Below are 13,846 nucleotides of genomic sequence, written 5' to 3'. Positions count from 1 at the left end.
GCTCGCCACAGCACACCCGCTCATAAGGTTGGAAAGGCAGCTTGACGTTCACGTCAACCTGACATTAGCTTAGCGCCAAGACCTTCTTGAGCGCCCCCATGAGCACGACCTACAGCATCTCCGACCTCGCCCGCGAGCTCGACATCACCACCCGCGCTATTCGCTTCTATGAAGAACAAGGCCTGCTGGCCCCGGAACGCCGGGGCCAGGAGCGCATCTATTCGGCGCGCGACAAGGTCAGCCTCAAACTGATCCTGCGCGGCAAGCGCATCGGTTTCTCCCTGGCCGAGTGCCGCGAGCTGATCGAACTCTACGACCCCAGCAGCGGCAACCACATCCAACTCAACAGCATGCTCGCCAAAATCGCCGAACGCCGTGAGCAGCTTGAGCAACAACTGCTGGATATCGAACAGATGAAGCTGGAACTGGACACCGCCGAAGAGCGCTGCACCCAGGCCCTCGCGCAGACCATGAGCCAGGTTGGCCAATAACGATAAGGTAGCCATCATGCCCCTCCCCTCACACGTACGCCTGGTGGAAGTCGGCCCGCGCGACGGCCTGCAGAACGAAGCCCAGCCCATCAGCGTGGCCGACAAGGTCCAACTGGTGGATGCCCTGACCGGCGCGGGCTTGAGCTATATCGAAGTGGGCAGCTTTGTCTCGCCCAAGTGGGTGCCGCAGATGGCCGGGTCGGCGCAAGTGTTTGCGCAAATACAACGCAAACCCGGCGTGACCTACGGCGCACTCGCACCGAACCTGCGCGGTTTTGAAGATGCCGTGGCCGCGGGCGTAAAGGAAGTCGCCGTGTTTGCGGCCGCGTCCGAGGCGTTTTCCCAGCGCAACATCAATTGCTCCATCAGCGAAAGCCTGGAGCGCTTTGCGCCCATCATGGCGGCGGCCAAGCAGCACGGCGTCAGCGTGCGCGGGTATGTGTCGTGTGTGTTGGGTTGCCCTTACGAAGGTGACATCGCGCCGGAACAGGTCGCGGCGGTCGCGCGCGAGTTGTACGCCATGGGCTGCTATGAGGTTTCCCTGGGCGACACCATCGGCACTGGCACGGCGGGCGCTACGCGGCGGCTGTTTGAGGTGGTCGGCGCGCAGGTGCCACGGGACAAGTTGGCCGGGCACTTCCATGACACCTACGGGCAGGCGATTGCGAATATCTACGCCAGTGTGCTGGAAGGGATCACGGTGTTCGACAGCTCCATCGCGGGCCTGGGCGGCTGCCCCTACGCCAAGGGCGCCAGCGGTAACGTGGCGACTGAAGACGTGGTGTACCTGCTCAACGGTCTGGGTATCGACACGGGCATCGACCTGCAGGCATTGATTCTCGCGGGCCAGCAAATCAGCAGCGTGCTCGGCCGGCCCACCGGGTCGCGGGTGGCCAAGGCGTGTAACGCCAGTTGAGTAGAGCGGCTGTGACAATGTGTTACCGCACCGCTACATATCGAGTAACACGGGAACATATTTTGTCGCATTCGCTGTAGGCGATTTCTTATAAAAAATTCAACCTGCTGATTTTAAAGGATTTTTAAAAGTTGGCACGGCTTCTGCTATCTCTATTGCATAACAAGAATAAAAAGCGCCAAACCTAATAAAAATAAGACGAAACGACTCTGACATAACAAAAACAACACGGCAGAGACGCAGCTAACAGATTTTTTTGGAGAAGATGTGCTTCGCAGGGTACGGCATGCCGAAACCCGCAACCGGTTAGAGAAAAATAAAACTACCTCAGGTAGCTGCCACTGGTTGGATCGGTAACGAAGAAGCAGATCAGCGCTCAAAAAAATACGTTTGCTCTTGACCCCGAATGGGGGTCGCCCAAAACAGCGGTAAAGGGTAACGGCTGCCAAAAACAACAACAGGCCGCCCCTCAATAATAAAAAAGAGCACGCAACGACAAATTAAAGGGGACCTTCGGGTCCCCTTTGTGCTTTCCGGGATTCGACAAACGCTCGTCTGGCATCGATCAAAAAGCGTGTTCGCGAAGGCGGTGCGTCAGTGACAGATGAGCTGGCTGACCCTGCGCATGCGCGAGCAAGCCCGCTCCCACATGGGCTTGGGTTGTTAGTTGGACTGGGTTTTCAGCTCCTCGATCGAGATTTCGCGCATGCGAAATTTCTGGATCTTGCCCGTTACCGTCATCGGAAACTCTTCCACGAATTTGAAATGCTTGGGCGTCTTGAAATGCGCGATGCGGCCCTTGCACCAGGTTTGCAGCTCCAGCTCGTTGGCCATATGGCCCGGATGGAACTTGACCCAGGCGACGATCTCTTCACCGTAACGCTCATCCGGTATGCCAATAACTTGCACATCTGCCACCGCCGGGTGGGTGAAGAAAAACTCTTCGAGCTCGCGCGGGTACACGTTTTCGCCACCGCGAATGATCATGTCCTTGTTGCGCCCGGCGATACGCACGTAACCGTGTTCGTCCATGGTCGCCAGGTCGCCGGTGTGCATCCAGCCCGCGTCATCGATGACGTCACGGGTGCCGTCGGGGTTGTTCCAGTAGCCGAGCATGACGCTGTAGCCGCGCGTGCACAGCTCGCCGATTTCACCGCGCGCGACGGTATTGCCGGCGGTGTCGATGATCTTGTTTTCCAGCTGTGGCTGGGTACGGCCCACGGTGGTGACGCGGCGCTCCAGGTCATCGTTGGCACCGGTTTGCAATGACACCGGGCTGGTTTCGGTCATGCCATAGGCAATCTGCACTTCACCCATGTGCAGCTCGCTGATGACGCGGCGCATCACCTCGATAGGGCATGTGGCCCCGGCCATGATCCCGGTGCGCAAGCTTTTCAGCTCGAATTCGCCGCGGCGAGGGTGATCGAGTATGGCGATGAACATGGTCGGCACGCCGTAGAGGCCGGTGGCGCACTCTTCGGCGACGGCGCTGAGGGTCAGCAGCGGATCAAAGCCGTCATTCGGGTAGATCATCGTGGTGCCGTGGGTGATGCAGCCGAGGTTGCCCATGACCATGCCAAAGCAGTGATACAACGGCACCGGAATCACCAGCCGGTCCTGCGCCGTGAGGCCCAGGCTTTCGCCAACCATGTAACCGTTATTGAGAATGTTGTGATGACTGAGGGTGGCGCCCTTGGGAAACCCGGTGGTGCCGGAGGTGTATTGAATGTTCACGGCCTGGTCGAAGTGCAGGCTGGCCTGGCGCCTGTGCAGTTGTTCGGGCGGGACGCCAGCCCCCAGGGCCGCCAGCTGCGACCAGGGCAGAAACCCCTGCGGTGGGTTGGGGTCGAGGCTGATCATGGCGCCCAGGTTGGGGCTCAGTGCTTGCAGCATGGCGTGATAATCGGAGCTTTTGAATGACCCGGCGCACACCAGCCATTGGCAACCGGACTGCTTGAGCACGTACTCCAGCTCACTGCTGCGGTAGGCCGGGTTGATGTTGACCAGGATCACACCAAGCTTGGCACTGGCAATCTGGGTGAGGCACCACTCTGCACAATTGGGCGCCCAGATGCCCAGGCGGTCGCCGGCTTGCATGCCCAGGGCCAGGAACGCACGGGCGTGCAAATCAACCGTGTGAGCCAGTTGCCGCCAGGTGTAGCGGCGTTGCTGATGGCGCACCACCAACGCTTCACCCTCGGGATAGCGCGAGACCGTGTTATCGAAGGCCTGGCCAATGGTCATGGCCAGCAAGGTCTTGTCCTGAGAGCCACGGCTGTAGCTCTGATTCGGTTGATCCATAACGACCCCTTTTGTCTTTTTTGTAAGGTGGACGGCGACTGCTTGACGTAAACGTAAACTACGATTGACAGCCTCGCAACGCAAGCTTACGTTAACGTAAAGGTGAGCGCCCTCCCCGGCGCTCAACCACACAACAACAAAGCTCACATTAAGGTGCCTGTCCATGAGTTACCCGTCCCTGAACTTCGCCCTCGGCGAAACCATCGACATGCTGCGCGACCAGGTGCAGTCCTTCGTGGCCAAGGAAATCGCGCCCCGCGCGGCTCAAATCGACAGTGACAACCTGTTCCCCGCCGATATGTGGCGCAAGTTCGGTGACATGGGCCTGCTCGGCATTACGGTGCCGGAAGAGTACGGCGGCGCCGGCCTGGGCTACCTCGCCCACGTGGTGGCCATTGAAGAAATCAGCCGAGGTTCGGCGTCAGTCGGCTTGTCCTATGGCGCTCACTCAAACCTGTGCGTCAACCAAATCAACCGCAACGGCAGCCACGAACAGAAGCTCAAATACCTGCCGAAGTTGATCAGCGGCGAGCATATCGGCGCCCTCGCCATGAGCGAGCCGAATGCCGGCTCCGACGTGGTCTCGATGAAACTGCGCGCCGAAAAACGCGGCGACCACTATGTGCTCAACGGCAGCAAGACCTGGATCACCAACGGCCCCGATGCCAACACCTTCGTGATCTACGCCAAGACCGACGTGGAAAAAGGCCCTCACGGCATCACCGCATTTATCGTCGAGCGCGACTGGAAAGGCTTCAGCCGCAGCAACAAGTTCGACAAGCTCGGCATGCGCGGCTCCAACACTTGCGAGCTGTTTTTCGATGACGTGCAAGTGCCCGAAGAAAACATCCTCGGCGCACTCAATGGCGGCGTGAAAGTGCTGATGAGCGGCCTGGACTACGAACGCGTGGTGCTGGCGGGCGGCCCGATCGGCATCATGCAGGCGTGCATGGACCTGATCGTGCCGTACATCCACGACCGCAAGCAGTTTGGCCAGAGCATCGGCGAATTCCAGCTGATCCAAGGCAAGGTCGCCGACATGTACACCCAGCTCAATGCCAGCCGCGCCTACCTCTACGCGGTGGCGCAGGCATGCGAGCGCGGTGAGACCACGCGCAAGGACGCCGCCGGGGTAATCCTGTTCAGCTCCGAGCGCGCCACACACATGGCCCTGGACGCCATTCAGATTCTGGGCGGTAACGGTTACATCAACGAATTCCCCGCCGGGCGCCTGCTGCGTGACGCCAAGCTGTACGAAATCGGCGCCGGCACCAGTGAGATTCGCCGGATGCTGATCGGCCGCGAACTCTTCAACGAAACCCGCTGAAGGAGCGCCCATGGCCACCTTGCACACCCAACTCAACCCGCGCTCGGCAGAATTTGCCGACAACAGCGCAGCCATGCGCCTACAAGTTGACGCCCTGCACACCCTGCTCGCCCACGTGCAGCAAGGCGGTGGCGCCAAGGCTCAGGAGCGGCACACGTCGCGCGGCAAACTGCTGCCCCGTGAGCGGATCAATCGTTTGCTCGACCCGGGCTCGCCGTTCCTTGAACTGAGCCAACTGGCGGCCCATCAGGTGTACGGCGAAGACGTGCCGGCGGCCGGGGTGATTGCCGGGATCGGCCGCGTGGAAGGCGTCGAATGCATGATTGTCGCCAATGACGCCACGGTAAAAGGCGGCTCCTACTACCCGCTCACGGTAAAAAAACACCTGCGCGCGCAGACCATCGCCGAGCAGAACCGCCTGCCGTGCATTTACCTCGTGGACTCCGGTGGCGCCAACCTGCCGCGTCAGGATGAAGTCTTCCCGGATCGCGAGCACTTCGGGCGGATCTTCTTCAACCAAGCGAATATGAGCGCCCAGGGCATCCCGCAGATTGCGGTGGTGATGGGCTCGTGCACGGCGGGCGGTGCCTACGTGCCGGCCATGGCCGACGAAGCGATCATGGTGCGTCAGCAGGCGACCATCTTCCTCGCCGGCCCGCCGCTGGTGAAAGCGGCGACCGGCGAAGTGGTCAGCGCCGAAGACCTGGGCGGCGCCGACGTGCACTGCAAGATCTCCGGCGTGGCCGACCACTATGCCGACAGCGATGAACACGCGCTGGCCCTGGCCCGGCGCAGCGTGGCCAACCTCAACTGGCGCAAACAGGGGCAGTTGCAGCAACGCCCGCCGGTGGCGCCGCTGTACAGCAGCGAAGAGCTTTACGGCGTGATCCCGGCCGATGCCAAGCAGCCGTTTGATGTGCGCGAAGTGATCGCGCGGCTGGTCGACGGCTCGGTGTTCGATGAGTTCAAGGCACTGTTTGGCACCACGCTGGTGTGTGGTTTTGCCCACCTGCACGGCTACCCGATGGCGATTTTGGCCAATAACGGGATTCTGTTCGCCGAAGCCGCGCAAAAAGGCGCGCACTTTATCGAACTGGCCTGTCAGCGCGGGATTCCGCTGCTGTTTTTGCAGAACATTACTGGCTTCATGGTCGGCCAGAAATACGAAGCCGGCGGCATCGCCAAGCACGGCGCCAAGTTGGTGACCGCGGTGGCCTGCGCCAAGGTGCCCAAATTCACGGTGATCATCGGCGGCAGCTTTGGTGCCGGTAACTACGGCATGTGCGGCCGGGCTTACGACCCGCGCTTTTTGTGGATGTGGCCCAATGCACGCATCGGCGTGATGGGCGCCGAACAGGCGGCCGGCGTGCTGGTGCAGGTCAAGCGTGAACAAGCCGAACGCGCTGGCGCAAGCTTCAGCGCCGAAGAGGAAGCCGCGATCAAGCAGCCGATCCTCGACCAGTATGAAACCCAGGGCCACCCCTATTACTCCAGCGCGCGCTTGTGGGATGACGGCGTCATCGACCCGCAGCAAACCCGCGACGTGCTGGCCCTGGCCTTGTCCGCTTCGCTGAACGCCCCCATCGAGCCGAGCCGCTTCGGCGTGTTCCGCATGTAAATGGAGCTGTACCCCATGAGCGATTTCAACACCCTCGAACTGATCACCGACCGCCGTGGTTTTGCCACGCTGTGGCTCAGCCGCGAAGCCAAGAACAACGCGTTCAACGCCGAAATGATCCGCGAACTGATCATCGCGCTCGACCAGGTGCAGGGCGATTCGTCGTTGCGCTTTCTAGTGCTGCGCGGGCGCGGCAAGCACTTCAGTGCCGGTGCCGACCTGGCGTGGATGCAACAATCGGCCGAGCTGGACTACCACACCAACCTGGACGACGCCCGCGAGCTGGCGGAATTGATGTACAACCTGGCCAAGCTGAAAATCCCGACCCTGGCTGTTGTGCAGGGCGCGGCCTATGGCGGCGCGCTGGGTTTGATCAGTTGCTGCGACATGGCCATCGGCGCCGATGACGCGCAGTTCTGCCTGTCGGAGGCGCGCATCGGCCTGGCTCCGGCGGTGATCAGTCCGTTCGTGGTGCAGGCCATCGGCGAACGTGCGGCGCGGCGTTATGCCCTGACCGCTGAGCGTTTTGGCGGCCAGCGGGCACGCGACATTGGCCTGCTGGCAGAAAGTTACCCCGCCGGTGAGCTGGATCAGCACGTCGAACACTGGATCGCCAACCTGCTGCTCAACAGCCCTGCGGCGATGCGCGCCAGCAAGGACTTGTTGCGCGAAGTGGGCAACGGCGCCCTCACCCCGGCGTTGCGCCGCTATTGCGAAAACGCCATCGCGCGAATTCGCGTCAGCGCCGAGGGCCAGGAAGGCTTGCGCGCCTTCCTGCAAAAACGTCCGCCCAGCTGGCAAGCACAGGAGCCGCGTTCATGAGCCCACTGACGACTGTGCTGGTGGCCAACCGCGGCGAAATTGCCTGCCGAGTGATGCGCACCGCCAAGGCCATGGGCCTGACCACCGTGGCGGTACACAGCGCCATCGACCGTGATGCGCGCCACAGCCGCGAGGCGGACATCCGTGTCGACCTGGGTGGCAGCAAGGCCACCGACAGCTACTTGCAAATCGACAAGCTGATTGCCGCCGCCCAAGCCAGCGGCGCCCAGGCGATCCATCCCGGGTATGGGTTTCTATCGGAAAACGCTGGTTTTGCTCGCGCGATTGAAGCCGCCGGGTTGATCTTCCTCGGCCCGCCCGCATCGGCCATTGATGCAATGGGCAGCAAATCGGCCGCCAAGGCGCTGATGGAAAAAGCCGGCGTGCCGCTGGTGCCGGGTTACCACGGCGAAGCTCAGGACCTGGACACCTTCCGCGCGGCCTGCGAGCGCATCGGCTACCCGGTGCTGCTCAAGGCCACCGCGGGCGGTGGCGGCAAGGGCATGAAGGTGGTCGAGGACGTCAGCCAACTGGCCGAGGCCCTGGCTTCCGCCCAGCGTGAGGCACTGTCGTCGTTTGGCAACGGGCAGATGCTGGTGGAGAAATACCTGATCAAGCCGCGTCATGTGGAAATCCAGGTCTTTGCCGACCAGCACGGCCACTGTTTGTACCTCAATGAGCGCGACTGCTCGATTCAGCGTCGCCATCAAAAGGTCGTGGAAGAAGCGCCGGCGCCGGGCCTGAGCGTTGCACAGCGCAAAGCCATGGGCGAAGCCGCCGTGCGCGCGGCCCAGGCCATCGGTTATGTGGGCGCGGGCACGGTGGAGTTTTTGCTCGACGCGCGTGGCGAGTTTTTCTTCATGGAAATGAACACGCGGCTGCAGGTGGAACATCCGGTGACTGAGGCGATCACCGGCCTCGACCTGGTGGCCTGGCAGATCCGTGTCGCCCAGGGCGAGCCGCTGCCGATCACCCAGGACCAGGTGCCCTTGATCGGGCACGCGATTGAAGTGCGCTTGTATGCCGAAGACCCGGCCAATGATTTTCTGCCGGCCACCGGGCAGCTCGCGCTGTACCGCGAGTCTGCACCCGGCCCGGGCCGTCGCGTGGACAGCGGGGTAGAACAAGGCGACAGCGTTTCGCCGTTCTACGACCCGATGCTGGGCAAGCTGATTGCCTGGGGCGAAGACCGTGAACAGGCGCGCCTGCGCTTGTTGAGCATGCTCGATGAGTTCGCGGTGGGTGGGCTCAAGACCAACCTGGGCTTTTTGCGGCGCATCATCGGCCATCCGGCGTTTGCGGCGGCTGAATTGGATACCGGGTTTATTCCGCGCTATCAGGCTGAGTTGTTGCCGGTGCCGGGCGAGTTCAGCGACGAGTTCTGGCAGGCCGCAGGCTCAGCGCTTATGCAGAATCTGCCGGCAGGTGATGGGCCGTGGGCGGACACGCGGGGGTTTCGCGCGGGGCTGCCTGCCGAGGTTTCGCTGCATTTGAGCAGCGGCGCGCAGGATCGTCGGGTAACGTTGGGTGGAGGCGCTGCGCAGTTACGCGGCGAGCAGTTGTGGCTTGAGCACAACGGCGTACGCCGCGCCCATCTGTCGGTGCGCGGCGAAGGGTGCGTGTACCTGCGCTGGGACGGCGAGATGCATGCAGTGAGCCTGTTCGACCCGATTGCAGCGGTCGAGGCCAGCCAATCTCATCAGGGTGGGCTCACGGCGCCCATGAACGGCAGCATCGTGCGGGTGTTGGTGGACGTCGGCCAGGCCGTCGAAGCCGGTACACAATTGGTGGTACTGGAGGCGATGAAGATGGAGCACAGCATTCGCGCGCCGCACGCAGGCGTGGTCAAGGCACTGTTTTGCCAGGAGGGTGAAATGGTTGCCGAAGGCAGTGCCTTGGTGGCGCTTGAAACAGCGGACTAAAACTTCGCCGTGGCCTGCACGACAACGCCGAGGATTCGGCATTCGTCGGTGAACAGCTGCTTGGGGTAGGTGGGATTGAGCGGCACCAGGTAACGCTGGCCGCTTTCTTCCATTAACTGGCGAAAGGTCGCCTGGGGGCTGTCGGCCCATTGGGCGACCACCAGTTTGCCGGGTTCGGCGTCAATGGCCGGGTCCACCAGAATCAACATGCCAGCGCCAATGCTCAAACCACTGGGGGCAGTCATCGCGTCTCCCGTCACCGGCAGCCAGTAGGCTTCGCCTTGGGCGTGGTAATCGGTTAGTTCAAAACGTGCGGCGCCGTAGACCGAGCGCTCTTCACGTATTTCGCAGACGCCCTTCCAGTCGCTGACCGGGTAGCGAAAATACGGGTTGTAGTGTTTTTCCAGGGGCGGGGCCTGATCGGCTTTCTGCCGAATTTCCAGCGCAACCTCCAGATACTCCAACCCTAACTCGGCGAGCACCCGGTTCATGTCCGCCAGGCTTGGCACGCGGCGCTTGTTGAGCCAATGGCCCACGCCGCCCTGAGACATGCCCAGGCGTTCAGCCAGTTCATCCTGCGTGACCTTGCGGTCTTTCATGTTGGCTTTGACCAACGCTATCCAGTTATCCATGGGCCGTGACAATACGTTGTGCAGATGCCACGACAATAAACAGTTTGTAGTAATCCATCAAATGACATAAATACGATTCGTATTAGTATCAGGCGCAGGTTTTCGACATTCACTCAGAGTAGCCACCCTCATGACGACCCGCCCGTATCATCTGCCCGGCACCGCTGAAACCGAACAACTGTCGGGGCTGCGCACCAGCGGCGCGGCCCAGCGCGCATTGGATCATTACTTGAAAGAGGATGTGTCGGCACCGCTCCCGGAAGAGAGCTTCTTCGACATCAAGCCCAACGTCAGCCACGAGGATGCCCTGGTGCATGCTTCGGAGTTGTTACGCAGCGCGGCAGCGGCGGCCTACGAACTGGCGAGCAGCCGGCAGGGCAACCAGCGGGACCTGGCGTTTTCAGTGGTGTATTTGATTGATATGGCGAAGGTGATGGTGGAGCGGACGTTGCAGTCGCCAGCGGCTCAGGCAAACGCATAACAGACACGAAGCAAAAATATTTCTATCCCACGGATAAAAACATTTGACTTGCAAATGATAATGATTATTATTGGGCTCAGCTGATCGCGAGATCAGTCGATAGACCAAGGGACCTTAGGTCGGACTCTTGGAATATCTCCTCATCAGGCTAATCACGGTTTTTGACCCGGCTCTTTGGCCGGGTCTTTTTTTTGCCAGTTTCCCTGGCATGGCTTCAGGCTAATGAAGACTGTGTGTTGCTTGATGGCGCGCATGGTAGCAAAAGACCATCTTCAAAAGAAAGCCGAACGAGCGCTCCAGGCTCGATCTTTCCGAAATAGCGCTTGAGAATCAATCTCATAGATTCTAAGCTGCTGCTGCGTCAGGGATGATGCCCCCTCCCCCGTGCAAAAATATTGCATCAAGATTTTGCCTGACTCCTGTGTAAGATATCCGCCACAACACTCATATTCAGGCAATCAGACTATGACCGTGGCCTTGACCTCCATCAAGATCAGCACCGACTTCGACAGTGGCAACATCCAGGTTCTGGATGCGAGTGATGCCTATCAGTTATTGCTGGCGATCAAACCCGACACCCGCAGCGCACACTTCCAGTGGTTCCACTTCAAGGCCGAAGGCATGCACGTGGGCCACACCCACACCTTCCGCCTAAGTAATGCGAGTCAGTCCTCTTACAAAAATGCCTGGAGCGGCTACAACGCCGTGGCGTCCTACGACCATATCAACTGGTTTCGCGTTCCCACGCGCTTTGATGGCGAAACATTGCACATCAGCCTGGAAACCCGCGAAAAACAGGCCTGGATCGCCTACTTCGAACCCTACAGCCGCGAGCGTCACGACGCCTTGATCGAGCAGGCCTTGAACCGCGCCGGTACCCAGTTACTCGCCACCGGCAAAAGTGCCGAAGGCCGTGATATCCAACTGCTGCGCCGCGGCAAGGGTGGCGAGGGCCAGCGCAAGGTCTGGATCATCGCCCAGCAACACCCCGGCGAGCACATGGCCGAATGGTTCATGGAAGGCGTCATCGAACGCCTGCAACAGGACGGTGACGCCGAGCTGAAAAAGCTGTTGTCCGTGGCTGACCTGTACCTGATCCCCAACATGAACCCCGACGGCGCCTTCCACGGCCACTTGCGCACCAATGCCATGGGCCAGGACCTCAATCGTGCCTGGCAGAGCGCCAGCCAGGAAATCAGCCCTGAAGTGCTGTTCGCCCAGCAGCAGATGGAAAAATACGGCGTCGACCTGTTTCTCGATATCCACGGCGACGAAGAAATCCCCTACGTGTTTACCGCCGGCTGCGAAGGCAACCCTGGCTACACGCCTCGCATCGAAGCGCTGGAAAAACACTTTCGCAGCCACTTGAGCGCATTGACTCGCGACTTCCAGACCACCCACGGTTATACCCGCGACCTGCCGGGCGAGGCCAACATGACGCTGGCCTGCAATGCCGTCGGAGAGAAATTCGACTGTCTGTCGCTGACCCTGGAGATGCCCTTCAAGGACAACGACGATGCGCCCAACCCGAAAACCGGTTGGTCAGGTGAGCGCTCCAAACAGCTGGGCAAGGACGTATTGAGCACGGTTGCCGATATCGTCACGGCACTGCGCTAAGCCGCCCCGCCCCCGGCATCAGTCCTTGGTGCCGGTCATGCTTTGCAGCACGCCGTCACGGCGAACCAACCCGTGAAACAGCGCCGCCGCCAGGTGCAACAGCACCGTCAGAAACAGCAGATACGCCAGATACCCATGGGCCTTGCGCAACACCGCAAACAACGGCGCATTCGCCCCCACCAGCGCCGGCAACTGCACTGAACTGCTGAGCATCACCGGGTCACCGGCCGCCGAAATCATCGCCCAGCCCAGCAACGGCAACACCAGCATCAACGCGTACAACAGCACATGAGAGGCCTTGGCTGCCAACCTTTGCCACAGCGGCAAATCATCCGGCAGCGGCGGTTGCCGAGTGGAAAAACGCACCACCAGCCGCACGATCACCAGTGCCAGAATCGCAATCCCCAGCGGCTTATGCAGGTGAATCAGCCACTCATGGCGCTCCGACACCGACGCCGCCATGCCCGCACCGATAAACAACATAGCGATGACCATCAGCGCCATCAGCCAATGCAGCACACGCGCCAGCGGCGCGAAATAGCGTGGTTGAACATTCATGGCTTCGACTCCTGAGGGGCGCTGTGCAGCGGGCTGACTTCACCGGCACGACGCACGTACGAGCTGGCGTAGGCTGCCGAACGCGCCGCCAGCAGCGGGTCGTCGGAGGCCTGGATGCCACTGGGCAAAATCAGCGGATCAAAGTTGATATCACGGCAATCGCCGTCCGCTTGCGGCTGGCTGCTCTGCAGTACCAGGGTGCCGGCGTTGAGCACCTTGTGTTCGCCGGTCCAGGTTTTGCTCGCATCGTCCAGCGGGTCGCCGGGGTTGGCCAGGGTCATGTTCAACTGCCAGCGCAGCGGGCCGGATGCCAGACGCTGCACCAGGTCTTTTTCAAGAAAGTCACTGCCTGAAGGCGCGGTATCGCCCGCTGCATCCTGGCTCTGCGGCACGACGCCCCAACGCACTGCCTGGCGCTTGCCGTCAGCGCTGACCAGATAAAACGCATTGATGCCGTTGTAGGTTTCTGTCGCATAGCTGGCCGACGGCTTGGCCGTCTTGACCCATGCCAGGAACGGCGCGGTCTCCGGGTGCGCGGCAAAAAACGCCGGCATGCCCGCCGGGTTCGGCTTGCCGGTGGCCGGGTCTGGCGCGCCCGCCTTGAGCATCTGGAAAAAGGCTTCAGGCGTGCCCACCGGGAACACCGGCATGCTGTTCATCCCCGTGCGCCATTGCTGGCCGTTGGCTTGGCTGAACTGCAAGGCAAAGCTGCGGATCGGCACACTGCTGTCCGGCGCGTAAGGGTTGCCGCTGGGCAAGGCAAATCGACCAATCACCGGCGTTTTCGCTTCGCTGAACACTTGGGCACTGGAATACGCCCGCGCCTCGGGGCTGCTCTCGAAGTAACCCGCCACGCACACGCCCTTGGCATGGTTGCGGCGAAAGCCAGGGTGCAGGCCGTTATTGGTTTCCAGGGCATTAACCAGGGTTTTGGGGCGCAGGCGCTGTGGGTCGAGGGTGCCGTTGACGTAGGCAAACGCCCCGGCAACAACGGCAACCACGGCACCGATACCGGCGAGCCGTGCGATCAGGCTCGCGGTACTCAACGCAGGACGGGGCGGTGATGAGTGATCTACCATGAAGTGACTCCAGGGCCAGAGGCCTAAGCGGTGAAACATAAGGTCGGAGCATTAAGACGAACGCCGATCCGCTCTATTCCCA

The 13,846-nt window shown here is 61.1% G+C and carries 12 protein-coding genes; 8 read left to right on the top strand and 4 right to left on the bottom strand.

The features are described 5' to 3' along the window. The first annotated feature begins 98 nt into the window (after nucleotides 1-98). Together ACP7B3_RS23765 and ACP7B3_RS23760 are read left to right on the top strand one after the other, a co-directional pair. Nucleotides 99-491: a MerR family transcriptional regulator gene (locus ACP7B3_RS23765; protein WP_106578810.1), complete on the top strand. Its 393-nt coding sequence runs from the start codon at nucleotides 99-101 to the stop codon at nucleotides 489-491. Between the two features lie 16 nt (nucleotides 492-507). After that, a complete protein-coding gene (locus tag ACP7B3_RS23760) occupies nucleotides 508-1,407 on the top strand; it encodes a hydroxymethylglutaryl-CoA lyase (protein WP_426181242.1) in 900 nt (299 codons plus the stop codon). A gap of 663 nt (nucleotides 1,408-2,070) precedes the next feature. On the opposite strand, the gene ACP7B3_RS23755 is transcribed toward ACP7B3_RS23760, so the two are convergent. Then, nucleotides 2,071-3,708, bottom strand: coding sequence for an AMP-binding protein (locus tag ACP7B3_RS23755; RefSeq protein WP_426181239.1), 1,638 nt, complete (start codon nucleotides 3,706-3,708; stop codon nucleotides 2,071-2,073). A 163-nt stretch (nucleotides 3,709-3,871) separates the two neighbouring features. Here ACP7B3_RS23755 and ACP7B3_RS23750 point away from each other — a divergent pair, with 163 nt between their 5' ends. Genes ACP7B3_RS23750 through ACP7B3_RS23735 form a run of 4 tightly spaced genes read left to right on the top strand, consistent with a single transcriptional unit; the run spans nucleotide 3,872 to nucleotide 9,397 of the window. Continuing rightward, on the top strand, nucleotides 3,872-5,035 hold the full coding sequence (locus ACP7B3_RS23750) for an isovaleryl-CoA dehydrogenase (protein WP_242199379.1): 1,164 nt from the start codon (nucleotides 3,872-3,874) through the stop codon (nucleotides 5,033-5,035). A gap of 10 nt (nucleotides 5,036-5,045) precedes the next feature. Beyond that, on the top strand, nucleotides 5,046-6,653 hold the full coding sequence (locus ACP7B3_RS23745; protein ID WP_426181235.1) for a carboxyl transferase domain-containing protein: 1,608 nt from the start codon (nucleotides 5,046-5,048) through the stop codon (nucleotides 6,651-6,653). 15 nt (nucleotides 6,654-6,668) lie between these two features. Continuing rightward, nucleotides 6,669-7,475: a gamma-carboxygeranoyl-CoA hydratase gene (locus ACP7B3_RS23740; protein WP_242199373.1), complete on the top strand. Its 807-nt coding sequence runs from the start codon at nucleotides 6,669-6,671 to the stop codon at nucleotides 7,473-7,475. Further along, entirely contained in the window at nucleotides 7,472-9,397 is a 1,926-nt protein-coding gene (locus tag ACP7B3_RS23735) for an acetyl/propionyl/methylcrotonyl-CoA carboxylase subunit alpha (protein WP_426181230.1), read from the top strand. The genes ACP7B3_RS23740 and ACP7B3_RS23735 overlap by 4 nt, the downstream gene beginning before the upstream one ends. Here the strand turns inward: ACP7B3_RS23735 and ACP7B3_RS23730 are convergent. Further along, nucleotides 9,394-10,029 (bottom strand): LexA family protein, encoded by a 636-nt coding sequence (locus ACP7B3_RS23730; RefSeq protein ID WP_369303203.1) that lies wholly within the window; start codon nucleotides 10,027-10,029, stop codon nucleotides 9,394-9,396. The genes ACP7B3_RS23735 and ACP7B3_RS23730 overlap by 4 nt on opposite strands. Nucleotides 10,030-10,159: 130 nt before the next feature. Between ACP7B3_RS23730 and ACP7B3_RS23725 the strand changes: the two genes are divergently transcribed. Both ACP7B3_RS23725 and ACP7B3_RS23720 read left to right on the top strand, forming a co-directional pair. Next, entirely contained in the window at nucleotides 10,160-10,510 is a 351-nt protein-coding gene (locus ACP7B3_RS23725; protein WP_416363122.1) for a DUF6124 family protein, read from the top strand. Between the two features lie 465 nt (nucleotides 10,511-10,975). Next, nucleotides 10,976-12,127, top strand: coding sequence for a M14 family metallopeptidase (locus ACP7B3_RS23720; RefSeq protein ID WP_404483373.1), 1,152 nt, complete (start codon nucleotides 10,976-10,978; stop codon nucleotides 12,125-12,127). Nucleotides 12,128-12,145: 18 nt separating this feature from the next. On the opposite strand, the gene ACP7B3_RS23715 is transcribed toward ACP7B3_RS23720, so the two are convergent. Together ACP7B3_RS23715 and ACP7B3_RS23710 are read right to left on the bottom strand one after the other, a co-directional pair. Next, nucleotides 12,146-12,685, bottom strand: a complete 540-nt coding sequence (locus ACP7B3_RS23715; protein WP_426181225.1) for a cytochrome b — start codon at nucleotides 12,683-12,685, stop codon at nucleotides 12,146-12,148. Beyond that, a complete protein-coding gene (locus ACP7B3_RS23710) occupies nucleotides 12,682-13,764 on the bottom strand; it encodes a catalase family peroxidase (RefSeq protein WP_426181222.1) in 1,083 nt (360 codons plus the stop codon). Before ACP7B3_RS23710 ends, ACP7B3_RS23715 begins: the two co-directional genes overlap by 4 nt. Nucleotides 13,765-13,846 lie beyond the last annotated feature (82 nt).

The sequence above is a fragment of the Pseudomonas sp. TWRC1-2 genome (assembly GCF_049896685.1).
Taxonomy (GTDB): domain Bacteria; phylum Pseudomonadota; class Gammaproteobacteria; order Pseudomonadales; family Pseudomonadaceae; genus Aquipseudomonas.
The sequence above is the reverse complement of the archived record's forward strand: the minus strand, read 5'-3'. Positions and strand labels throughout refer to the sequence as shown.